Source organism: Paenarthrobacter sp. TE4293 (assembly GCF_050435325.1).
Lineage (GTDB): Bacteria > Actinomycetota > Actinomycetes > Actinomycetales > Micrococcaceae > Arthrobacter > Arthrobacter nitroguajacolicus_C.
Genome location: NZ_JBNJRY010000003.1, coordinates 470300 through 493209, shown reverse-complemented (window position 1 = coordinate 493209; position 22910 = coordinate 470300). Strand labels below are relative to the sequence as shown.

The window sequence follows — 22910 nt, the reverse complement described above, 5'->3', positions numbered from 1 at the left end:
GCACTTTCGTATGGATTCAGATGTTACGGGCGCAGCGTCAGCGGACGACGGCGGCCGTCCACGTCGGTGGTCGGCCACCGGTCGTCTACGGTCAGGATGCGCAGGCCGGAATCGGTGAGCAGCACAGTGTCCTCGATCTTTACTCCGGGCCCGGATGGGTTCCACGTGAAGGGCTGGTTCAGCACGATGGTGTCGGTGACCTCCGCCGTCACCCGGGGGTCGCGGCCCGCGTAACCGGCCGGGCCGCCCTGATGGTGCAGTGTCCACTGGTCCTCGCCGAAGCCATGGCGCGCGTAGGCCGACTTGATCTCCGCGAACACCTCGTTGAGCCGGGCTCCGGGAATTGTGGCCCGGAAGATGTCGGCCTCAACAGCGGCGATGCGGGCTTCGGCGTCGAGCTCTTGCGGAGTCCCGGCGTCGAACGCCACCCACCGGGTCACGTTGGCTACCAAACCGTTCCGGCGGGCACACACCACAGCCATGGCGCGCCGACCGATAGGGGAGTGCGTGGCCAACGGATGGCGGAAGTCGCTCCGGGCAGCACCGTTGCAGAGCAGCACCAAGGGCTCTGCCCCGACGGCCACGATCCGCGCCGCCAGGTCCGAAACCAGCTGGAATTCCGTGGTCTCCGGGGTCGCGGCCGTGAGCACGTCCGTCATGGCCGCGGCGGCATCCGCGGACAGCCCGGCATACCTGGCTGCCTCCGCCGGAAGCAGTTGCTGACGGGCTGCGCGCAGTTCTGCGGTAACGGCAGCTTCCACCAACGGGTCGCCGTCAACAGCCAGCCCAGCCGCGCCGGCATGCAGCTGCCCGTGCCACGGCACGGTGTGCAGGCTGACGCCTGCAGGCAATTCCTCCGCAGCGACCCGCCCGGCTTCGTTGTTGAACGTCACCAGATGGTCGCCATCGCGGTCCACCAGGAGGGCCGCGATGGGATCCCCCGCCAGGCTGATGTGCACCCGGCTGCCGTCCAGGTACCAGGTGAGGGCCGTGTTGGAGGTCAGCAGGAGCGAGTCCCGCCCGGCCGCGTCAAGGATGTCCAGCACGCGGCGGCGCTTGACGACGCGGTCTGCTGCGTTCCCGGGAGCGATGCGGGCAGTGGCAGTACTGGCCATTGCCGGCGTCGATGCCGGTGTTTGTGCCTGACTGGCCAAGGGCGTGGATTGAGTAGGCGTGGTCATGCCGGTTCCCCCAAAGTAGTGATGAGTTGTTCAATGTCGTGTGTTGCCAGGAAGCCATCCGCGATGAGCACAGTGACGGTCCTGTGCAGGGGGTGTCCGGGTTCCGTGGTCACCGGGGCGTCCCACGCCAAGGAAAGGCCGACGCCGGGATAGCCTTCGTGCCGCACGAACCACGGGTCCGGTGCCTGGGGTGAGGCCAGGAACACGAGTGTCGCCGGGTGCCCCAGTCCGGGGTCGCCGGTGACATGCGCGGCGCCGGCCGTTCCGGCGTCGAACGTTCCCGACCACGCCAGCCACGGCGCAACCGTGCCGTGTACAGCGTCCTCGCCCCGCGACTCCGGGGTCCACACGGTGGTGTCGCCGACCTTCGGGAGCCGCCAGAAGAAGCCACCGTAACCGCCTTGGTGCCGCCCGTTGGAACCGGGGCTGCCGAGCAGTACCGGGCGCCCCGTGGCTGACTCCAGCGTGAAGTCCAGCGTCAGTTGCCACGCTGAATTCCCGACGGCGGCCCAGCGCCACTGGCGCAGTTCGCGGAGGACGGGGGTTCCGTCCGGGCCGATCCAGTCCAGCTGTTCGCGCCGGTGGCCCTCACCATGGTCCGCGGACTTCGTGACGATGCGGCCGTGGTCCTGGCGCCAGACGTAGGCACCGGCGGCGCGGGTGTAGGTCCGGCCGCCCCAGAAGTTGATGCCGTCCACGTCCTGGATGGCGATGCCCGCGCCCAGATGCCATACGTGGTCCTCAGGGATGTGGTCGGTGACCACGGTGCCCCTCAAGGTCCGCACGGGGTGCAGGTAGGGACGCGGCGCGGACGTGGGACGGATGCGGCTGCCGTCCTGCACGGTGGCGACTGATGTGCCGTTGACGCGGAATCCGGGCAGTGCAGCGACGCCGCTCGCAGAAGGCGTGGCAGTGTCCGTCACAGTGTCCGTCACTGTCTCCGTCCATGGTGCTCCGAGGTCCGCGAAGGTGGCCTGGCCCACGGCTGCCCGGCGTATCAACGATTCGATGCCGTGCACCACCGGGTGGGCGTCGTCGCCCTCGCCTTCCCAGGTGACGAAGTCCGGGTGGATCAGCAGGGGAGCGTCTGCCGTGCGGATCGCTTCGAGCACCGACACGTAGGCGCCTGCGCCACTGAGGGGACTGAGCAGATCCTCTTCCGAACTGGCGGACAACAGGTTCTCCAGCAGGTCGGTCCGTCCGAACGTCTGGCTGCGGGTCCCCGCCGGTGTGGTGATCTCCAGCCGGTCCTCGGTATAGAAGAGGGTCAGCTGCCCCAAGGTGCCGTAGATGCTGACGGTTGGCGCGGACTGCTCAGGCGCGCAGAGCGTCAAGGCGCACGTCAGCACAGTCCCGGCCCCCACCCCAGTGCCGTTGATGGTTCTGACCCTCACTACCGAGGTGTCATCACTTTCGGTGTCGTTGGCCCGGTACAGGTCGGTCTCTACGGATTCAACGTCCGCAACCGTCCGAGCCCCGGCCAGCCGCAGCCCGGTGGCCACCGCGTGCGCCAAGGCGTTGGTGACCACGCCATCCACCACGTCTGTCCCGTTCAGGCTGCGCTTGCCCGCCCAGCGGGAACGCTTGAAGTAAGACATGGTCCGAAGCCACATCCCTGTTGCGCTGAGGCCACGGACCTCACCGATCCCTCCCGCGGCCACCAGTGCGTCCATCGCGGGAAGGGCTTCGGAGCCCAGGCTTTGGAATCCCACCTGGACCAGGCGGTCCGCGCTCGCGGCCGCTGCCATGAGGTCCTGGTATTGCGCCATGGAAGCCACCGGAGGCTTTTCCAGATACACATGGGCGCCGGCCTTGAGAGCGGCCAGAGCCAGGGGCGCGTGCGTTTGGATCGGCGTGGAGATGATCACGACATCCGGCGAGGTGCCTGCTGCCAACAGCTCGTCCAGTGATGGGAAGACCTCAACCCGGGGGCTCAGTTTTCTGTCGGTGGGAGGCCTGGGATCGGCGACGGCCACCAGTTCCAGGGCACCGGAAGCGGACAACCGCTCAAGGTTGTCCAGGTGCCGTTCGCCGAAACCGTGAACACCTGCCAAGGCGACTCGGGGGAGCCGGGTCTGACCCTCCACAGCGGTGACGGTTGAAGGTTGAGTCATGAGTCTGTCCTAGCGAGGTCAGGTGCGGGGGAAGCGAGGGTTTGGAGGGGGTGCAGGGCTGCGGAAAGGAAGGCCGCGGCCTCCTCCTGCATGGCCCGGGTGAAGACGTGCGGTTCCTGCCAGAAACTGCCGGTGTACCGGGTGGCGGCGTGTTCCACCAGATAGCGGTGGGCGTCGCGCATTCCCTGTTCCGGGAACAGCGGATCCTTCACGGCGTACTGGACCAGGACCGCTTCGGCGGTTGACCGCACGGCGAGGTCCGGCCAGTCCCCGAGCCTGGCGAGGCCGGGGGAATGCAGTAACCACGAATGTGCGTCCAGGTACGCGGGCAGCAGCGAACTGAAAGTGGTCATCATGCACGTCACCACATAGCTGCGGACCAGGGGACTCAGGGCAGCCAGCACCATGGCGCGCCCGCCGCCGCCGGAAAATCCGAGGCAGCCGAGCCGTCCGGAGTCCACTCCGGGGAGCGTCGCGAGGATGCCCAGCGCGGCGAGATCGTCATGGGCCACGGTTCCGGCGACACTGCTGCCGAGCAGCGTCGCGGCCTTCGCCACGGTCTCCTCATGGGCAGCCGCAGCCGCGTTGTACAGTTCCGCTGCGGAAGGTTCGACGCCGGCCTCCCGCCAGAGTGCCCGCTGGCCATCCACTGCGGAGGCGGTGCGCCAGGGCAGGGGGTCCATGCCGAAACCCCGGCTGCCCCACATGAACGTGTCATGGGCCAGGACTGCGAATCCTTGCTGGGCCAGCCAGGTGGCGGGTGCGCGGCCGTCGTACAGCTTCTTTCGCACGTCGGGCGGTATTGGGCCGAAGGGGTGCGGCTCCTGGCCGGAGCCGCCCGCGGTGGAGGACCCGGCGTCGTGGTGTTCTTCCTGGTCCGGAAGCGACACCAGCCGCTCGGCTCCGTACGCCTTGACTCCACCGTGGCAGTGCAAGGCAAGAAGGCCGGGCAGCGGGCCGGATTCGCCGCTGGGCCGCACGAACCAAGCCGAGGTCCTGGACCCAAAGCCCACCTGCCACGACAAGCGCGAGGTGGTGACGCCGTCGTGGACTGTTTCGGAGTGCGCCGTGTACTCAAGGTCCGGTGTTCCGGCAGGGACGCCGAGTGTGTCGGCCAGGTGCTGTGCGGCTGGAGAGGCCGCTTCGTAGCGATGGCGGACGGCGTAGTCCGGCCAGTCTTCGTAGCGTGCCAAGGCGCTGGGCCGCTGGGGTGTAGCTGCCATGTCAGCCGCGTTCATGGCAGTCGTAGTCGGTGGGAAACAATAGTGACCTGCCTAATCGAAGCTCAAGGGTGTGCAAAGGCGCACGCCGGGCGGCTTCAGCGTGGAAAATCGGATTCGGCGGCTTCGTCAGAAAACGCTTTCTCAAAAATTAGCAAAAGGCTGTACATGGGTCAAGAAAACGTTTACTTTGGTACGGAGCCGCTGAAGCCCGGGACCCGAAATCCTGGTCCCTCAGGGGGAAGAGCCGGAACATCGGCCTCCCGGAAGGCAAGCACCAACCAGACTCGAAGTCCGTGGATGGCCACGATGACCAAAGGAGACCACATGGCCGCTGTACTACACACGGGGACGCCGCAAGGCGTTCGCGGGCCGGCGAGGGGGAAGCGATGAGCGCTATAGGCGAACTCTCAACGATGACCCGCCGCAAGGGCCCCATGACCAAGGAAGAGAAGAAGGCCAACGGCCGCGACAACAAGGCCGCGTACATCTTCCTTCTGCCGTGGCTGATTGGTCTTGTGGCCATCACTGTGGGACCCATGCTGATGTCGTTGTACCTGTCCTTCACGGACTACAACCTGCTGCAACCCCCGGAATGGGTGGGCCTGGACAACTTCGTCCGCATGTTCGGCGATGCCCGCCTCCACAACTCCCTGCGCGTCACGTTCACCTACGTCCTGGTAGGGGTTCCGCTGCAACTGGCTGTGGCACTGGTGATCGCCCTGGTGCTGGACAAGGGCCTGCGCGGTCTTCCGTTCTACCGCTCCATTTTCTACTTGCCCTCCTTGCTGGGCGGTTCGGTCGCCGTTGCGATCCTGTGGAAGCAGATCTTCGGCACCACGGGCCTGGTCAACCAGGTTTTGGCGATGGTGGGCATTGAGGGGCCGGGGTGGATTTCGGACCCCAATACGGCTCTTGGTTCCATCATCCTGCTGCACGTCTGGACCTTCGGCAGCCCCATGATTATCTTCCTGGCCGGCCTGCGCCAGATCCCGGTCATGTATTACGAGGCAGCCAAGGTGGACGGCGCCACCACTCTGCAGCAGTTCTGGCGGATCACGCTGCCCATGCTGAGCCCCATCATTTTCTTCAACCTGGTGCTTCAGATCATCGGTTCGTTCCAGTCGTTCACGCAGGCGTTCATCGTCTCCGGCGGCAACGGCGGCCCGTCCGACTCCACGATGTTCTTCACCCTGTACCTGTATCAAAAGGGCTTCGGCCAGTTCGACATGGGTTACGCCTCAGCGATGGCCTGGTTCCTGCTGGTCATCATCGGTGCCTTCACCGCCATCAACTTCATCGCTTCAAAGTATTGGGTGTTCTACGATGACTAAACTCCAAACCCTCCCCGCCGCCTCTGCTTCCTCCGCAGGGAAGAAGAACGGCAAGTCCGGAAAGAGCCCGCGCCGCCGCGAATCGCCGGGCGGCCTGGCCTTCAGCCGCAGCGCCCGCATCAAAGGCCTGGTCAAGCACGCCATCCTGATCATCGTGGGCGGCGTGATGATCTACCCGCTGTTGTGGATGGTGGTTTCCTCCCTGCGCCCCAACGACCTCATCTTCCGCGAACCCGGCCTCTGGCTCGAAAACCTGGAAATGAGCAACTACACCGATGGTTGGTCAGCGCTGACCCACCCGTTTGGCCACTACATGATCAACTCCGCGATCGTGGTCCTGGGCTCGATCGTGGGCAACCTGGTCTCCTGCTCCATGGCCGCCTACGCTTTCGCCCGCCTGCAATTCAGCGGCAAGAAGCTTTTCTTCGGCATCATGCTGCTGACCATCATGCTGCCCTTCCACGTGGTGATCGTGCCCCAGTACATCCTGTTCTCCCAGATCGGCTGGGTGAACACTTTCTGGCCGCTGATCGTGCCCAAGCTCCTGGCAACCGACGCGTTCTTCGTCTTCCTCATGGTCCAATTCATCCGCGGCATTCCCAAGGACCTGGATGAGGCAGCCCGCATCGACGGCGCCGGCCACCCCAGGATCTTCCTGCGCGTGATCCTGCCCCTGATGGTCCCGGCCCTGGCCACCACCACCATCTTCACGTTCATCTGGACCTGGAACGACTTCTTCGGCGCACTTATTTACCTCACGGACCCGGACATGTTCACCGTCCCCGTCGCGCTGCGCGCCTTCGTCGACTCGCAGTCCGCCACCAGCTGGGGATCGCTCTTCGCGATGTCCATCGTGTCGCTGCTCCCGGTGTTCCTCGTCTTCCTCTTCGGCCAGCGGTTCCTCATCAAGGGCATCGCCACCACCGGCATCAAATAGGCCGGCAGTATCGCCTGAAGGGGGTGGCGCCTGCCGCCCCCTTCAGGTGAGTCCCTCCGTCGCGTGTCCCACAACTAAGACAAGTTTGTATCTTGTAATACAAGATTGTGACTTGTAACATAATTCTCAGTAAGAAAACGCTTTCTCATTCGCATCAGCATCAGGATCAATGAAGATCGGAGACAACAGTGCCGGTACATTCCAAGGGTGAAGCAGTCGCCCCTGTAGCCGCGTCAACAGAATCGGCCCCCAAGGGCAAGCGCGCCAAGCGCAGGCTTCGCGCCTCAGCCCTGGTGGCTGCCACGGCAGCAGCCGTCCTTGCCCTCACCGCATGCGGTGGCGGCGGAGGCTCGGAAGCCAAGAGCGCCGACGGCAAAGTGGAGCTGCGCTTCGCATGGTGGGGCGGCGACAAGCGCGCCCAGGTAACGCAAGCCGCCATCGCAGCGTTCGAAGCCGAGAACCCCAACATCAAGATCAAGCCCGAGTACGGCGACTGGAGCGGATACTGGGACAAGCTCGCCACCCAGGTCGCAGCCAACGACGCCCCGGACATCATCCAGATGGACGAGAAATACATCACCGAGTACTCAACGCGCGGCGCCTTGCTGGATCTCTCCAAGTACAAGATCGATACCTCCAAGCTCGACGAAGCCGCACTCGAAGCAGGTAAGGGCGAGAAGGGCCTGACCGGTATTGCCGCAGGCATCAACGCCGCAACCATCCTGGCAAACCCCGCCGTCTTCCAGGCCGCAGGCGTAGCCATCCCTGATGACAAGACCTGGACCTGGGACGACTTCGAGCGCATCGCCGCCGAGGTCACGGCCAAGTCACCCAAAGGCACCTACGGCGCTGCCGCTTACGGTACGGATGAAGCTTCCCTGGGAGTGTGGCTGCGCCAGAATGGCAAGTCCCTCTACACGGAGGACGGCAAGCTTGGCTTCGAGCCCTCGGACATCGCCGAGTGGTGGGGCTTCCTGAAGGAACTCAGCGAGAAGAAGGCTGTCCCTTCGGCATCCGAGGTAGTTGAAGCCGAGGCTGCTCCGCTGGACCAGAGTGGCCTGGCCACGGGCAAGAACGGCCTCGCGTTCTGGTGGTCCAACCAGCTCCCGGCACTCGAAAAGGCTGCGGGCGGCGAACTCCAGATCCTGCGCTTCCCGTCCAAGACGGGCAAGGCTGAGGACGCCAAGCTCTGGTATAAGGCGTCCCAGTTCTGGTCTGCGTCATCGCGTACCAAGCACCCCGAAGAGACGGCCAAGTTCATCGACTTCCTGACCAACAACGTCAAGGCCGGCGAAGCCCTCCTGGCAGACCGAGGCGTCTACCCGAACTCCGAGGTACGGGAGGCCATCGCCCCCAAGCTGGCCAAGGCCGACGTCAAGGTTGTTGGCTTCATCGACCAGATCAAGGGAGAACTTGGCGAGGCCCCGGCAGCTCCGCCGAAGGGTGCCGGAGCCATCCAGGAAATCATCAAGCGCTACACCTCGGAGGTCCTGTTCAACAGGCTGTCCACTGAAGAGGCCGGCAAGAAGGCCGTCGACGAAATGAAGTCCGCCATCAGCTAGCTTTTAACAGGAACCGCGCCCCGGGTTGGTCCGTAAGGATCAGCCCGGGGCGCGGTTTTTTGTGCATGCCAGTCGGTTGGGTCAGTCTTCCGCGATGATGGCCACGGCTCCGGCGGGGACGATGCCCGTGAAGCGGTCGCCGCTCAGCAGTTCGGCGCCGTCGGCCTTGACGCTGGCGTCGTCCTGGCTGTGGTTGATGGCAAACAGGAAGCTGCGGCCGTCGTCAGTGCGCCTGCGCGAAAGTTCGACGCCGGTAGTCGCCTCGGTCACGGCAGTCACTCCCGCTTCGTCCACGAGTCGGGCGGTCAGGGCATCGATGCCGGCAGCGTCGGGGAGGGTTGCGAGGTACCAGGCCGAACCGGTTCCGACGGTGCGACGCGTCAGGGCCGGGACGCCGTCGAGCGGGTAATCCGTGAAAGTGGCCAGGACTTCCGCGGAAGCGCCGGGGGATTCAGCCACGTGCACATGTTCGCTCCACACGGAGCCAACGGTTCCATCACTCAGCGTGACCGAGGTGCCAGGGAACAACGGGTGGAATTCCTCGCTGCGGATCCCCAGCAACTCCCTGAAGGCGCCCGGGTAGCCGCCCAAGCGCACATGGTCGCGCTCGTCGACGATGCCGCTGAAGTAGCTGATCAGGACGGTCGCACCGCGCTCCGCGGCGGCGGAGATGGAGGCCGCCGCCTGGTCCGTCACCGAGTACAAGGTGCAGACCAGGATGAGGTCGTAGCCGGAAAGATCGGCCGAGGGATGGACGAAGTCCGTCGTGATCCCGCGGAGGTACAAGGACCGGTGGAAAGCCCGCATCGTGTCGAGGTACTTCAGTGAATTGTTGGGGTGTGAGTCCAGCTCCGATGCCCACCAGGCCTCGTAGTCGAAGACGATCGCGACCCGGGATTCCACCCGTGATCCCTTGACGGGTTCCAGCTTGGCCAAGGCCTCACCGAGGTCCACCACATTGCGCCACACCTGGGTGGCGCGGCCGCCGTGGGGAACCATGGCCGAGTGGAACTTCTCAGAGCCGGCCTTGCTTTGCCGCCACTGGAAGAACATCACGGCATCGGCGCCGCGGGCCACGTGGGTGAGCGAGTTGCGAAGCATTTCGCCGGGCATCTTGGGCTGGTTGTGCGGCTGCCAGTTGACCGCCGACGTCGAGTGTTCCATCAGGATCCACGGGTTCCCGCCCGCAACGCCGCGGGTGAGGTCGGAGCTGAACGCCAACTCGATTTCCCGCTCCGGGTCGGCGGCCACCAGATAGTGGTCGTTGGCGATCACGTCCATGCCCTTGGACCAGTCAAAGTAGTCCAAGGCCTTGGTGGCGCTGGAGACCATGAAGTTGGTGGTCGCCGGGATATTGGGGGTGACCTCGCGGATCACGGCCAGGAGTTCGCGGTAGTAGTCCATGAACACCCACGAGTTGAAGCGGGCAAAGTCCAGTTGCTGGCCGGGGTTGAGTGTGGTGGGTGCAGCACCTGGCGGGATGATTTCAGCGAACGAGGCGTAGTGCTGGGACCAGAATGCTGTGCCCCAGGCGTCGTTGAGGGCCTCGATGGAGCCGTAGCGGCGCTCCAGCCAGGCCCGGAAAGCGGCAGCGTCTTCCTCACCGTGGAACTCGCCAACGTGGCAGCCAAGCTCGTTGTCCACGTGCCACAGTGCCAAGGCCGGGTGGTCCTTGTAGCGTTCCGCGATAACGCGGGTCATGGCGGTGGCGTACCTGCGGTACACAGCCGACGACGGCGTGTAGTGGCGTCGGGAGCCACGTTCAAGTCGGATTCCTTCCGCGGTCACGGGCAGGATCCCGGGGTATTTGCGGGCGAGCCAGGCCGGGGGAGAAGCCGTGGCGGTGGCGAGTGCCACCTTGATACCGGCTCCGTGGAGGTTATCCAGGACATCGTCCAGCCAGCCGAAATCGTAGCTGCCTTCACTCGGTTCCAGGAGGCCCCAGGAGAAGATGGCGACGCTCAGGAAGTTGACGCCGGCTTCCTTCATCAGCTCGATGTCTTCCAGGCGGATGTCTTCAGGCCACTGTTCCGGGTTGTAGTCGCCGCCGTAAGCGAGGCCGTCGATGCTGTTCCAGACAGATGGACTGCTGGTTTTTTCGGGGGAAGCCATGAAACTCCTTCGTAGAAGTGGCGTGTTGTGACTGCTGTGGCTGGAGGGTATGCAAGCAGCGTACCGGGGAAACCGCGCGGAAACAGGTTCCTTGGAAAACGCTTGCCCAGATTCGCTATTAGGGATATTGTATCGATTCAGAACGAGTGTAAGCGAGATCACTGCCACGTTGTAGAGAACTCGGAAGCTTGCACCAACTGAGCAAGGAGGCTCTCATGATCGATAGAAGGAAATTCCTCACCACGGTGGCACTCGGCACTGCATCTGCCGCGTTCCTCTCAGCGTGTGGCCAGTCCTCGACTGCAGGACAAACTGGTTCTGCGGACAACCCCGTCACCATCACCTACACCTGGTGGGGTAATGACGACCGCGCGGAGCGGACCCGTAAGGCCATCGCGCTCTTCGAGTCCAAGAATCCGGACATCAAGGTCAACGGCAACTTTTCCGACTTCGCAGGGTACTGGCAGAAGCGCGCTACCGAAGCTGCCGGCGGTGGCCTGCCGGACGTCATGCAGTGGGACCTGTCCTACCTGCGTGATTATGGCCAGCGGAACCAACTCCTGGACCTCGGCACCGTCAAGATCAACACGGACGCCTTCGAGAAATCCCTCCTTCCCTCAGGCCAGATCCGCGGCAAGACCTACGGCATCCCCACCAGCACCAATGCTTTCGCGGTCTACTACGATCCCGCCAAACTCGCTTCCTTGGGCATCGCTGAACCGGACGGCTCGTGGAACTACAAAGAGTTCAACGCCTTCCTGGCCGAGGTGGGCCAGAAAGGCAACGGGACGTTGTTCGGCGGCACCGACTACACCGGTGTCTGGTGGAACTTCAACATCTGGCTGCGCCAAAACAACATCCAGGCATTCACCGAGGACGGCAAGCTGGGCTTCTCCAAGGATGACCTGAAGAAGTGGTGGAACCTCACCTCGGAACTGCGCGGTACCGGCGCCATTGTCGGCGAAGACAAGGCCACCCAGCTGCTGCCCAAGTCGCCGTTCGGTTCCAATGTCACCGCCACGGAAGTTACGTGGGACAACTTCATGGCCGGCTACCTCGCAGATAGCGGCGCCAAGGAACTCAAGCTCGTTCCGGTCCCCTCGGACGACCCGGACAACCTGGGCCTGTTCCTGAAGCCCTCCATGCTGATGGTGGCCAGCGCAAAGACCAAGTACAAGGATGCTGCGGCCCGCTTCATCGACTTCATGGTGAACGATCCCGAGGTCGGCCAGATCTTCAAGACCTCCCGCGGCGTCCCGGCATCGAGGACGCAGCGCGACGGCACCACGTTCGAAGGCACGGACAAGCTGGTGGTGGATTACGAGAAGTCCATCGAGAAGTACCTCAAGGATGCCCCCGAGCCGCCCATCGTTGGTTTCGGCACGCTGGAGTCCACGTTCAAGCGGGTCACGCAGGACCTGAACTACGGCAAGCTCACCGTGGACGGCGCAGCTGATGCGTGGTTCAAGGAAGCCGAAGACCTTATCAAGCAGAACGCCTAAGCAGACCTTCTGTGTCTGATCCAGGCTTCACAACTGACGGATTGATCTCGTGACTCAAACCCCAACCCTGAGCAGGCGCGCCGCCTCCGCTCCCTCGCAGCCGCGTAAATCGCGGCGGCGGGGGGCAGACACCCGCGCCGGTTACACCTTCCTGTTGCCGTGGTTGCTGGGATTCATCGCACTGACCGTTGGCCCGATGATTTCCTCGCTGTACCTCTCTTTCACCAACTACAACCTCTTTGACGCCCCTAAGTGGATCGGCTTCGATAACTACGCCACCCTCTTCCAGGACGAACGGTTCCTGCAGTCGGTAGGCGTGACCATGCAGTACGTGGTCTTCGGTACCCCGTTGAAGCTCGCGGCGGCCTTGGCGATCGCGATGCTGCTCAACAGCAAGCGCAAGGGCCAGGGTTTCTACCGGTCCGCTTTCTACGCTCCGTCCCTGATTGGTGCTTCGGTGTCCATCGCGATCGTCTGGAAGGCGATGTTCGGCGATTCCGGTCCCGTGGACCAGGGCCTGTCCTTCTTCGGGATCAACCTTGGCGGCTGGGTGGGCAACCCCAACATGACCATGGGCATGATGATCCTGCTGACCGTATGGCAGTTCGGTGCCCCCATGGTGATCTTCCTGGCCGGCCTGAAGCAGATCCCCGTGGACCTCTACGAGGCTGCCTCGATGGACGGCGCGGGTCCGGTCCGGAAATTCATGAACATCACCTGGCCCATGCTCTCCCCGGTCATCTTCTTCAACCTGCTGATGGAAACCATCCACGCCTTCCAGATCTTCGCATCGGCCTACATCATCTCCAACGGTGAAGGCGGCCCGGCAGGGTCCACCCTCTTCTACACCCTCTACCTGTACTTGCGCGGTTTCTCCGATTTCCGGATGGGCTACGCCTCGGCAATGGCCTGGCTCTTGGTGATCGTGGTCGGCATCATCACGCTGATCTTCTTCAAGACCTCCAAGTCCTGGGTCCACTACAGCGGTGATGCAAAGTGACAACCATGGCAACCCCCACCCAGCCCGCACCCGCGAAGCCCTCAACGGCACCGGTCTACAACCCGAAGTCCGAGTCCACCACGGCCAAGCGGATCAAGAGCACCATCTTCCACATTGTCGCTTTGGCGCTGGTGGCGATGGTCCTCTACCCGGCGCTGTGGATGATCGCGTCATCGTTCAAGCCGAACTCCGAAATCGGCGGCGCGAACAACGCCCTATGGTCGGCCAACTTCAGCTTCGACAACTTTGCCACGGCCATGGAAGGCATCGGCGGGGTCTCCACCCTGACGTTCTTCACCAACTCACTGATCCTGGCCGTCGGCGCAGTGGTGGGCACCGTCCTTTCGGCATCGATCTCCGCCTACGCCTTCGCCCGGATCAACTTCCCGGGGCGCGGACTGTTCTTCGGCATGATGATCGCCACCCTGCTCCTGCCCTTCCACGTGGTGATCATCCCGCAGTACATCGTGTTCCAGCAGCTTGGCCTGGTGGACACGTACGTGCCGCTGCTGATCGGCAAGTTCCTCGCCGCTGATGCATTCTTCGTCTTCCTCATGGTCCAGTTCATGCGCGGCCTCCCGGCCGAACTGGATGAGGCGGCACGCATCGACGGCGCCGGACACGTCCGCATCTTCGGATCCATCATGCTTCCGCTGATGAAACCGGCCCTGATCTCCACCTCGATCTTCTCCTTCATCTGGAGCTGGAACGACTTCCTGGGCCCGCTGCTCTACCTGAACACGCCCGAAAAATACCCGCTGCCGTTGGCGCTGCGGCTCTTCGTGGACCAGACCCAGTCCTCGGACTACGGGGCCATGATCGCCATGTCCGTCCTGGCGCTCCTGCCCGTCCTGGTCTTCTTCCTCGTCTTCCAGCGCTACATCGTCGAAGGCGTCTCAACGCAAGGCCTCAAGGGCTAAGGGATACAGAGAATGAGCACTATGAATGCCACAGGCACATCGTCCGGAAAGCCCGGAATTCCGGTCAGCCGCTTTGCCCTCTTCGCCGAGACCATCCTGGCGGGAGTCATTGTGCTCCTCTTGTCCGTCCCCTTGGTGACGGCGCCGGCTGCCTATGCAGCCGGCGTCGCGCACCTTGAGAGGCACCTCAGCGGCAGGGATGATTCCCTCCGCAGCCTGTGGGGGAATTTCCGTCGTGCGCTTCCCGGCAGTTGGAAGTTTGGCATCACGACGGCGGTGGCCGCCGTCGTGATTGTCCTTAACCTCTTGCTCGCCCTGGTGGGTCAACTGCCTGGCCGGGCCTTTATCCTCCCGGCCACAGTGATTCTGGCGACGGCCGGGGCGGTCCTCCTGCTCCGGACCGCTGCCAACTGGAGCGGCGGCGTCACGTGGGAGGGCGACGCCGGTCAGGAACCTGCTGAGATGCCGGGCCGGCAGCGATGGTCTGCTGCCTACTCGAGCGCCAAGGATGATTCGATTCGCGACTGGAGTGGCTCGCTGCTGCTGCTCGCTGCCCTCTTCATGACGGTCGTCTTTGTCTGGATGCTGCAGGCGCTGTTCGTGATCGTTCCCGGGACCCTGGTCCTGGCAGCAGCAGCCATCAAGATCCGCTCCCACCGCTGACAGTCCGAACCCAACCCGCTGAATCGAGCAGACAACCCCGTGTCGCCGCGCCCGTTCCCACTGCGCCCTCAATCCACCAGATCCCCCAAGTCCACCGGTCCGGCCCCACGCCCCCGTTCCACCGAAACCTGGCATTACCCGCTGCGGCACCACAATTACCGGATCTTCGTCGCGTTGTCGCTGGTGGGCAGTGGTGGCGTGTGGATGCAGCGATTGGCCCAGGACTGGCTGGTTCTGCAGCTCACGGGCAGTCCGGCTGCCGTTGGCCTGGCCGTTGCCCTCCAGTTCCTGCCCATGCTGGTGGTGGGACCCGTCAGTGGTGTGTTGGTGGATCTCTTCCCCAAGCGACGCATCCTGCTCGTTTGCCAGGCTGTGGCCGTCCTGCTGGCTGCCGGACTTGCGGTGTGGAACGCCACGGGCGGCACCGACGTCTGGGTTGTCTACGCGTCCTGCATCGCGCTGGGTATCACCAGCGCCATCGATGGACCCGCCCGGCAGGTGTTCGTCAATGAAGTGGTGGGCGACGCCGGGCTTCCCGCAGCCATCGGCCTGAACAGCGCCATTGGCCAGCTCGGTGCCATGGCCGGTCCCGCACTGGCCGGCGTGGTCATCGCCCAGGCCGGTCCGGCGGCGGCGTTCGCTGCCAACGCCGGACTTGGCGTGGCGGTGTTGGTGATGATTGTGTCCATCAGGCCGGGCGAGCTCCATCATTCACCGGAGGTCCGTGGGCAGGAACCTCGGCGTGGGCAGGTCCTGGCGGGGTTCCGCTTTGTCCGCGCCCGTCCACCCTTGCTCCTGACCATGCTGCTCGCGGGCTTGCTGGGGGCCTTTGGAATGAACGGTCCCGTTGTCCTGGCAGCTTTCGCGGAGAGGGTATGGCACAGTGGTCCAGCCGGATTCGGCCTTTTCAACACTGTCAGCGCTTTGGGGGCCCTGGCTGGTGCCCTGGTGGCAACACGCATCAAGCGATTCGGCCGCAAGGGGATAGTGGCCAGTGCCGGGCTCTTTGGCTTGACGCAATTGCTGGCCGCCGTGATGCCCACGCAGGAGTGGTTTGTGGCGATGCTCGTTGTGGTGGGCTTCATGACGTTGCTGTTCCTGACGAGTGCAGCCACCGCCGTTCAGCTGGAAGCCGGCGCAAGCGTCCGCGGCAGGGTGTTGGCCCTGTACTTCCCGCTGCTCCTCGGCGGGCACGCTCTGGGGGGACTGCTGGCGGGATGGCTGACGGAAGACTTCGGCGTCCGAACCGGGCTGGTCGTCACAGGAGCGTTGGGCATGGTCTCCGCAGGGGTGATTGGGCTCCTGCTGTGGCGGCATTCGGCCAAGCGCACCCGCACAACTGGTTGAGCCTTTTTGTTAAAAGTGATAGCTCAAACAAACAAAAACTCCCTTGACTGGTGACGTAGAGCACATCTACCCTGAGAAAGCGTTTTCTCCGACGTGCATCTGCAAGATTCACCCTGCCCAGACAAGGACCCCAGATGTCGATCCGTGCAACAAAGAAGTTCGCGCTCAAAGCTGCAGCCGCCGCGGCCGTTGTAGCCATCACCATGACCGGTTGCGGCAGTTCGCCGCAGGCCGCCTCCGACGGCACAGTCACCCTGCGCTTCAGCTGGTGGGGCTCGGATGTCCGCCATAAGATGACCCAGAAACTCATTGACGCCTTCGAGGCAGAGAACCCCACCATCAAGGTCAAGGGCGAATACGGCGACTGGTCCGGCTACTGGGACAAGCTCGCTACGCAGGTCGCCTCGCAGGACGCCCCGGACATCATCCAAATGGATGCCGCTTACCTGGGCGAGTACGCCGAGCGCGGTGCCCTCCTGGAACTGAATGGCGTTGACCTTGGCAAGTTCGATTCTGCTGTTGCAGATGCCGGCAAGGTCGACGGCAAGCAGTACGCCGTCACCGCCGGCGTGAACGCCCAAGTGGTTCTGGCCAACCCGTCGCTCCTGACGGCCAGCGGTGTCACGTTGCCCGATGACAAGACATGGACCTGGGACGAATACAACAAGACCGCTGCATCCATCACCGAAGGCAGCAAGAGCGGTGTTTACGGCTCAGGGGCCGTCAGCGGTGACGCTCCCATGAACCTGTGGTTCCGCCAGCACGGCAAGTCGCTCTTCACCTCCGACGGCAAGTTCGGCTTTGACGAGGGCGACCTGACGGGCTGGTACGAATACCAGGCCGAACTCCGCGATTCCAAAGCCGTGCCGCCCGCCTCGGTGATGACCGAGGACGCCACCGCCTCCGTGGACCAGCAGGGCTTGGCCACCAACAGGTTCGGGCTCGCCTGGTATTGGTCGAATCAGCTGAGTGCCCTGACCAAGGCCTCGGGCCAGCCCCTGGAAATCCACCGTCCTCCGAGCACGGACGGCAGCGCCGCGAGTGCCCGGCAGTTCTACAAGTCCTCCCAGTTCTGGTCGGCGAGTTCCCGCACCAAGCACCCGGCCGAGGTACAGAAGTTCATTGACTTCCTCGCGAACAATGTGCAGGCCGGCGAAATCGCCTTGGCAGATCGCGGTATCCCGGGCAACTCTGAGGTCCGCGCAGCAGTCCTTCCCAAGCTGACGCCTGAAGATGCAGTCACGGCCAAGTTCATCGACGAGATCTCCTCCGAACTGGGAGACGCAGTCCCGGTTCCGCCGGCAGGTTCCAGCTCCGCCGTCGAGGCCTTGGGCCGATACGGCCTGGAGGTCCACTTCAACCGGATGTCACCCGCGGAAGCTGCCAGGAAGGCCATGGACGAAGCCAGGAGCGCGCTGAGTTAGACCCAGCGAGACCCCGCGAGATGGCACTTAAACCCAATGTTTGCGGGAAACATGGGTGCTAACTGCCGTCTCGCGGGCCGAACGTCCATCTTCCAGGCGCCGCCGAAACTGTGCGGTCGGGGAGGACCACCTGGGCCGTAACCCCTGCGGGAATGCTGCACTCCAGCTCCATGCCGTCGACCGTCCGTTGCCAGGAAACGGCAACCACTCCGCGCTGGGTGGGCACGCTGCCCGCGGCACGTTCCAGCCGGCACACCGGCGGTTGGATCACGACGGCGGACGCCCCCGGCGCGGTCACGCGGACACCGAGGAGGTGCTCCAGGATCTCCCGGACCACGGAGGCAGACCATGCGTGGGACTGGCTGTAATCAGTGCCTTCATCGAGTTCCCACGCCTCCCAGGTGAAGGATCCGCCGGCTTCGAGCAAACGCGCCCACCCTGGCTGGCCCGGGTCCGTGAGCAGGTCCAGGACATCGTCCACCCGGCCTTGGGAAAGCAGTGCACGGAACAACCGGTGCACCGTCATCGGCCCTTGCCGCATTCCCATTCCGGCAAGGCGTTCGGCGTCCTTGGCGGCGTGCCCGGGAGGCGTGATGCCCAGGGACAACGGGAACGACGTCGCATGCTGTGAAGCAGTGAGGCTTGGCCGGCCGTCGGCGTACAAACCATCCACCATGACGCCGTCCACCCGGAGCTTCGAAGTGATATTCCCGGCAAGCGATGCCGCTGTCTGGCCAAACCTGGCTGCCTCCGGCGCAAGGCCGGCAGCCCCGCAAAGCCTGCTGACGACGTCGAGCACTGACCAGGACTGGGCATTCACCGTGGTGCGCGCCGCGCAGTTTATGTCGTAGCCGAACCGGCCGGGAGCGGGCCAGTCCACGATGCCGTGCAGGTAGGGACCTGCGCCGCCGCCAAGGTCAGTGACCAAGCCGGCCGTGGGACCGCTGCCGGGGATATGCCGGAGCACGTACTCGGCCGTGTCCTGAAGGCAGGGGAGGAGCTCCTGGACCAGCGCGTCATCCCCGCTGAGCCGGTGGTAGTCCTCCACCCATTCGGGCATCATGAGCGAGAAATCCGGGATGTCGCGTTTGCCGTCGCCGTTGGGATAGACCGCGTTGTAGCGGCCCCTTTCCTGCGGCGAGTCCCAGTAGCGTCTCGCCGACCCAGCGAATTCACGTAGGGCCTTGGCGGTGAAGTGACGCTCGCCGAACAAGGCCATGGTGGCGTACGAGATGTTCACGGCGTCGCCCAGGAACTGGCCCTTCTCGCGGGTGGGTGTGTCCACGAACTGTTCCTGCACACCGAACAGCGCAGAGTCCCGCAGGAGCGTGAAGACACGGTTCAGGGTCTCGTCGGAACTGTGGAAGCTGCCCTCGGCTGGGTGTTCGGCGTGGATGATGGTGGCCCCTACCGCCCCGAGATCCCCCCTGTCCACACCGGGCAGTTCAAGGTACCGGAACCCCAAGTGCACAGCCGCTTCATAGCGCTGCGGCCCGTCCTTCTGCGTGTAGGGGAAGGCCATGTCCGTGTTCTGGCTCGCGGTTTTTCCCGCATCTATACGGCCGTTCGCCAACAGGTTGTACCCCGCACGCAGCATGACGGTCCGCCCGTGCGTGCCGCTGGGGAACTCCACCACGGGGCGCCCCGGGATCACTGTGCCGAAGTCCGCTACCGGCGTGCCATCCGCGGCCGTGAAAATTTCGACGGCGGGAGCATGCTTCCGGGCGATGCCGGCATGGTTGGGGCTGAGACCCGGGAAATCCGGGACCGGATGGGCTCCGAGCGAAAGCGCCGGATGCCAGTCGTCGGGGGCCGGCCACGCTGTGGCATCGAAGTATTCGATCGGATCGCCCTCGTCGTTGCGGTAACCGCCCTGGCGGTAGGGCGCCTCGGCCACCAGCCACCCAGGCCCGGATCCGAACACGTCCCGGGTGCCGTCGTCGTAGTCCACCGTCATCTGGACCAGCAGTCCCGGACGGCCGGCGGCCCGGCCCTGGCCGGGACCATACCAATGCGCGACGGCGGTCAGGGTTGCGGTATCGGTGAACTGCAGCAGTCCGGTGACGTCAGCGGTGTTGTAGAAGTGCTCGCCCGGGTAGCCGAAGTTGGTGGTTTCCAGGCAAGGACTGCCATTGAGGCTGAATGCGGCGTGGTGGCTCGCCGCCGCGTAGAGGCGTGCACGTGCCACGGTGCCCTTGAGCTTCATGGCGGTCTTCGCAAGGGTCCACTCGTCGGGCTGCCGGAGGGACGTGGTGGGGGTCCAGTTGATGAGTGCACCTGGTGTGGAGAAGTCGCTGCTGAGGAGGGTCTTGCCGCCTTCCTCGACACTGAGCGATAAATACTCGGCTTGGCTGCGCGGTCCCTGGTGGAAGGCGACGCCCTGGCTCCCGGTGATTGCGACGTCCGCTTCCACAGCGGTTATGCCGTCGATGGTGACGGTGATGCGCTGGCCGTCGTCGGTGATGACCAGGTCCTGCCAACCGTCCTGCGGAATGGCCCCTGCGCGGGAAGCAGCGGTGGCCGCAAAGGCCGGAGTCTCCGCCAGCGGCTCTGTGGCAGGAGCCGACATGGCTCCGATCTGCCAGTCGGGTGCCAGGCGAAGGAGGGCCGTACGGTTCGGATTGATCTCCAGCAGCAGCCCCGTCCCTGGCCCGTCACTGCGAAGGAGAATCCCCGCTGTTCCCAGGCGAAGACGGAAGCGGGCGGTGATGACCGTGCTGTCGCCGGTGGACACGGGCCAAGGCAGGTGGGGTGAACCGCTGACGCGCAGGAACCCGTCCATCAGTTCAAGGGGCGCCCGGCCTCCAGCTGTCCGGTGGATCCACTCGGCCGCCCAGCTGGCGTCGGCTTCGAAGAGACCGGTGCTGAAGAGTGCCGGGGGACTCGGTTCACCCACGGCGCCGGTGGAGTCCGTGAGCTGCACCGTCCAGTGGTAGTCGCTGTCAGGGTCCAGGCTGGGGCCCAGGCTGGATTTCTGGCTGGGGCCCGGCTTTGCGCTCTGCTCGGGTCCTGCGGAGGGAAAGCAGTGCTGCCGGTCCGAAACAACGGTGCCCGAATCCCAGACTTCCGTTCCGGTTCGATCCATCACCTTCAGTCGATACGCGCCCTGGAACGATTGCCCGGCGTCTGCCGAAGGGCCGGCGTCGAGCAGCCAAGCAAACCTCGGCGTTGCCGGTGCGGTGAGACAGTGCACCAGGCCCTCGACAGTGAGACTGGTGGCGACGAGTGGCGATGCCGGGGCCCCAGGACTCATCGGCCGGCCACCAAACCCTCAATGTCGGAAGCATCCAAGGTGCCGTCACTGATCCACACGGTCAGGGATCGGCCGAGGGTCTCCCCGGCGGCAAGCTCGACAGCCGAATCCCATGCCAGCGCTGAGCCGACGGCCGGATAGCCACTGCACCGCACGAACCATGGGTCCGGAGACTCCGGAGGTGCACCAAACACCAAAGTGGCAGCGCCGCCGTCGAACTCTCCAGTCCACGCCAGCCACGGCGAGACGGAGCCGTGCACGGCCGGTTCTCCCTCGGCTGTTGAGGAGAAGATCCGCGGAACCGTAGTGGCAGGGAGCCGCCAGAAGAAGCCGCCGTACCCGCTGCCTTCCGCGCCATGGGAACCCGGACTTTCCAGCGAGGCATCCACGACGGCGGTGAGTTCCGTTTGAAGGTCCAGGCGCCACGTGCGCGGGTCGAGGAGGGTACGACGGAACGTGCGGCGCTCCTCGAGAAGCAGCCCGCCGTCTGCGCCCATCCATTGCAGGTCCATCTGCGTGAGGTTCGGATAGTGGGTGGTTCCGGCAATTTCAATTCTGCCGTGGTCCTTTTGGTCCACGTATTTGCCCGCGGCCCGGCGATAGCTTCGGCCGCCCCAGAAGTTGCTGCCGTTGACGTCCTGGAGCGCGAAGCCGGCACCCAGATGCCAGGGGTGGTCTGATGCGAGGTGTTCGGTCACCACAATCCCGCTTTGAGTGGCCACCGGATGCAGGTAGGGACGCGGTGACAGCCCGGTGTTGAGGCTGCTTCCATCACGGAGGACTGCGATGGGAGTATCCGGGTCGGTGTTTTGCGGGTCCGGGCTTTCCGGGTCTGAGCCGGTGGAGAAGAGGGATTCGCTGCCAGAGGTGTCGGGCCGTGCCCACGGGAGGCCCAGCTCGGAGAAGGTGGCGTGGGCGAGGGTGGCCCGTTCCAGGATGTCCTCGATGGCGGGAATCACGGCATGCGCTTGATCGCCCGTTCCTCTCCACGTCACGAATTCCGTGGCGATCAGGGCCGGTGCCTCGGCTGTCCGGATGGCTTCAAGGACCCGCATGAATGCGCCACTGTGAGCCAACGGGCTCAGCAGCGGGACGCCGTCCGAAAGGTGCTGGAGCAGGTTCTCCGTCAGGTCGTCCCGCCCGAAAACGTGGGTAGTTTCGCCGGCTTCGGTGTGGACTGTGACGCGGTCTTCGGTGTAGTGGAACACCGCTGTTCCTTCAGTGCCGTGCAGAGTGACGTACGGTTCCACGGATTCGGTGGCGCAGAGCGTGAGTGCGCAGGTGATGGGCAATCCGGAGATGGTCTTCATGCGGATTACTGAGGTGTCGTCCGCTTCGATGTCGTTGGCCCGGTACAGATCGGTGTCCACGAAGGCCAGGTCTTCAGCTTCGCGGGCTCCGGCGATGCGCAGGGCTGTCGCGATCGCATGGGCGAGGGGGTTGGTAGCGACACCATCCACCACATCCACGCCGTCGAGACTGCGCTTCCCCGCCCAGCGCGAGCGTTTGTAGTACGCCTTGTCGCGGACCCAACGGCCCGTGGCGGAGATCCCCTTGAGCGTGCCAATGGCGGGAAGCTCGTCCGCGGTGTCGCCGTCAGCCAGCTTCTTCAAGGCCGTGAGCGCGTGGGAGCCGAGGCTTTGGAAACCGATCTGGACACTGCGCCCCGCTGCGCTCGCCGCGTCCTGAAGGCGGAGGAAGTCCTTCATGGAGGCCACCGGCGGCTTCTCCAGATAGAGGTCGGCCTCGGAGGCCAGCACGGACAACGCCAGCGGAGCGTGAGTTTGGATGGGGGTTGCCACGATGATGACAGCTGGGCGGTGGTCACCGGCCAGCAGACCGTCCAGGTTGGCGTGGATGGCAGTGGTTTCCGGCAAAGCGCCGGGGGCCGGGGGATGGGGATCCGCCACAGCCACCAGTTCCACCAAGCCCTGGGTGCTGAGGCGCTCGAGGTTGCGGAGGTGGTGCGCTCCGAAACCATGGACTCCCACCAAGGCAATCCTGGCGGGCGCGGTCCGCGGTGCCGATGATGATCCGGCTCCTGCCAGCGCTTCATGTGCCGGGGCAGCCGCGTCCGGGTTCGGGCTGGTGATGGACTCGATGGAAGGGGTGTCCATGGCTCTCCTCTGCTGGCGCTGCAACGAAGGCGCTGACGCCGTCGTCAAGGTATTCACGTAAGTGGCCGGGCAGGTTCAGGCTATACCTAGCAAGCGCTTTCCCGGATCCGGCTTCGCCCAGTGTAGCGCGGCTTAGCATCGAATGTAACGATTCAAGAAATGCCTTGACTCCAGCCTTCCGAAGCGTCTAAGTTTTCGGGAAAGCGTTTACTTAGTGACACGGC

15 protein-coding genes are annotated in these 22910 nt (G+C 64.4%); 9 read left to right on the top strand and 6 right to left on the bottom strand.

The genetic code is table 11. The annotated features are described in order from the left end of the window. Positions 1 to 23 precede the first annotated feature (23 nt). From QF015_RS08555 to QF015_RS08545, 3 genes are read right to left on the bottom strand one after another with little or no spacing between them, the layout of a single operon-like run. Entirely contained in the window at positions 24 to 1181 is a 1158-nt protein-coding gene (locus QF015_RS08555; RefSeq protein WP_429388385.1) for a M24 family metallopeptidase, read from the bottom strand. After that, positions 1178 to 3295 (bottom strand): DUF6807 family protein, encoded by a 2118-nt coding sequence (locus tag QF015_RS08550; RefSeq protein ID WP_429388382.1) that lies wholly within the window; start codon positions 3293 to 3295, stop codon positions 1178 to 1180. The genes QF015_RS08555 and QF015_RS08550 overlap by 4 nt, the downstream gene beginning before the upstream one ends. Next, positions 3292 to 4518 carry a dienelactone hydrolase family protein gene (locus tag QF015_RS08545; RefSeq protein ID WP_429388381.1) on the bottom strand — a complete coding sequence of 409 codons (1227 nt, stop codon included), beginning with the start codon at positions 4516 to 4518 and terminating at the stop codon, positions 3292 to 3294. Before QF015_RS08545 ends, QF015_RS08550 begins: the two co-directional genes overlap by 4 nt. A 386-nt stretch (positions 4519 to 4904) precedes the next feature. On the opposite strand from QF015_RS08545, the gene QF015_RS08540 reads away from it, so the two are divergent. From QF015_RS08540 to QF015_RS08530, 3 genes are all read left to right on the top strand, one after another. Then, positions 4905 to 5849, top strand: coding sequence for a carbohydrate ABC transporter permease (locus QF015_RS08540; protein WP_310206858.1), 945 nt, complete (start codon positions 4905 to 4907; stop codon positions 5847 to 5849). Next, positions 5842 to 6786: a carbohydrate ABC transporter permease gene (locus QF015_RS08535; RefSeq protein WP_310206855.1), complete on the top strand. Its 945-nt coding sequence runs from the start codon at positions 5842 to 5844 to the stop codon at positions 6784 to 6786. Before QF015_RS08540 ends, QF015_RS08535 begins: the two co-directional genes overlap by 8 nt. 188 nt (positions 6787 to 6974) lie before the next feature. Continuing rightward, positions 6975 to 8348, top strand: coding sequence for an ABC transporter substrate-binding protein (locus tag QF015_RS08530; RefSeq protein WP_310206853.1), 1374 nt, complete (start codon positions 6975 to 6977; stop codon positions 8346 to 8348). Positions 8349 to 8429: 81 nt separating this feature from the next. Here the strand turns inward: QF015_RS08530 and QF015_RS08525 are convergent, their stop codons facing one another. Beyond that, positions 8430 to 10460, bottom strand: a complete 2031-nt coding sequence (locus QF015_RS08525; RefSeq protein WP_429388378.1) for a beta-galactosidase — start codon at positions 10458 to 10460, stop codon at positions 8430 to 8432. 215 nt (positions 10461 to 10675) lie between these two features. Here QF015_RS08525 and QF015_RS08520 point away from each other — a divergent pair, with 215 nt between their 5' ends. The 6 genes from QF015_RS08520 to QF015_RS08495 all read left to right on the top strand — a co-directional run bounded on the left by QF015_RS08520 (position 10676) and on the right by QF015_RS08495 (position 17316). Then, positions 10676 to 11962 (top strand): ABC transporter substrate-binding protein, encoded by a 1287-nt coding sequence (locus tag QF015_RS08520; protein ID WP_429388376.1) that lies wholly within the window; start codon positions 10676 to 10678, stop codon positions 11960 to 11962. Between the two features lie 49 nt (positions 11963 to 12011). After that, positions 12012 to 12962 carry a carbohydrate ABC transporter permease gene (locus tag QF015_RS08515; RefSeq protein ID WP_310206845.1) on the top strand — a complete coding sequence of 317 codons (951 nt, stop codon included), beginning with the start codon at positions 12012 to 12014 and terminating at the stop codon, positions 12960 to 12962. Further along, a complete protein-coding gene (locus QF015_RS08510) occupies positions 12959 to 13882 on the top strand; it encodes a carbohydrate ABC transporter permease (RefSeq protein WP_429388373.1) in 924 nt (307 codons plus the stop codon). The genes QF015_RS08515 and QF015_RS08510 overlap by 4 nt, the downstream gene beginning before the upstream one ends. Before the next feature lie 21 nt (positions 13883 to 13903). Further along, positions 13904 to 14545: a Poxvirus protein I5 gene (locus QF015_RS08505; RefSeq protein ID WP_310207076.1), complete on the top strand. Its 642-nt coding sequence runs from the start codon at positions 13904 to 13906 to the stop codon at positions 14543 to 14545. A 39-nt stretch (positions 14546 to 14584) separates the two neighbouring features. Further along, the gene (locus QF015_RS08500; protein ID WP_429388371.1) at positions 14585 to 15892 is read left to right on the top strand and encodes an MFS transporter; all 1308 of its coding nucleotides are present in this window, start codon (positions 14585 to 14587) and stop codon (positions 15890 to 15892) included. A 134-nt stretch (positions 15893 to 16026) separates the two neighbouring features. After that, on the top strand, positions 16027 to 17316 hold the full coding sequence (locus tag QF015_RS08495) for an ABC transporter substrate-binding protein (protein ID WP_310206837.1): 1290 nt from the start codon (positions 16027 to 16029) through the stop codon (positions 17314 to 17316). Positions 17317 to 17374: 58 nt separating this feature from the next. Here QF015_RS08495 and QF015_RS08490 read toward each other — a convergent pair whose 3' ends face one another. Together QF015_RS08490 and QF015_RS08485 are read right to left on the bottom strand one after the other, a co-directional pair. Beyond that, a complete protein-coding gene (locus QF015_RS08490) occupies positions 17375 to 20569 on the bottom strand; it encodes a family 78 glycoside hydrolase catalytic domain (RefSeq protein ID WP_429388369.1) in 3195 nt (1064 codons plus the stop codon). Beyond that, positions 20566 to 22686, bottom strand: a complete 2121-nt coding sequence (locus QF015_RS08485) for a DUF6807 family protein (protein WP_429388367.1) — start codon at positions 22684 to 22686, stop codon at positions 20566 to 20568. The genes QF015_RS08490 and QF015_RS08485 overlap by 4 nt, the downstream gene beginning before the upstream one ends. Positions 22687 to 22910 lie beyond the last annotated feature (224 nt).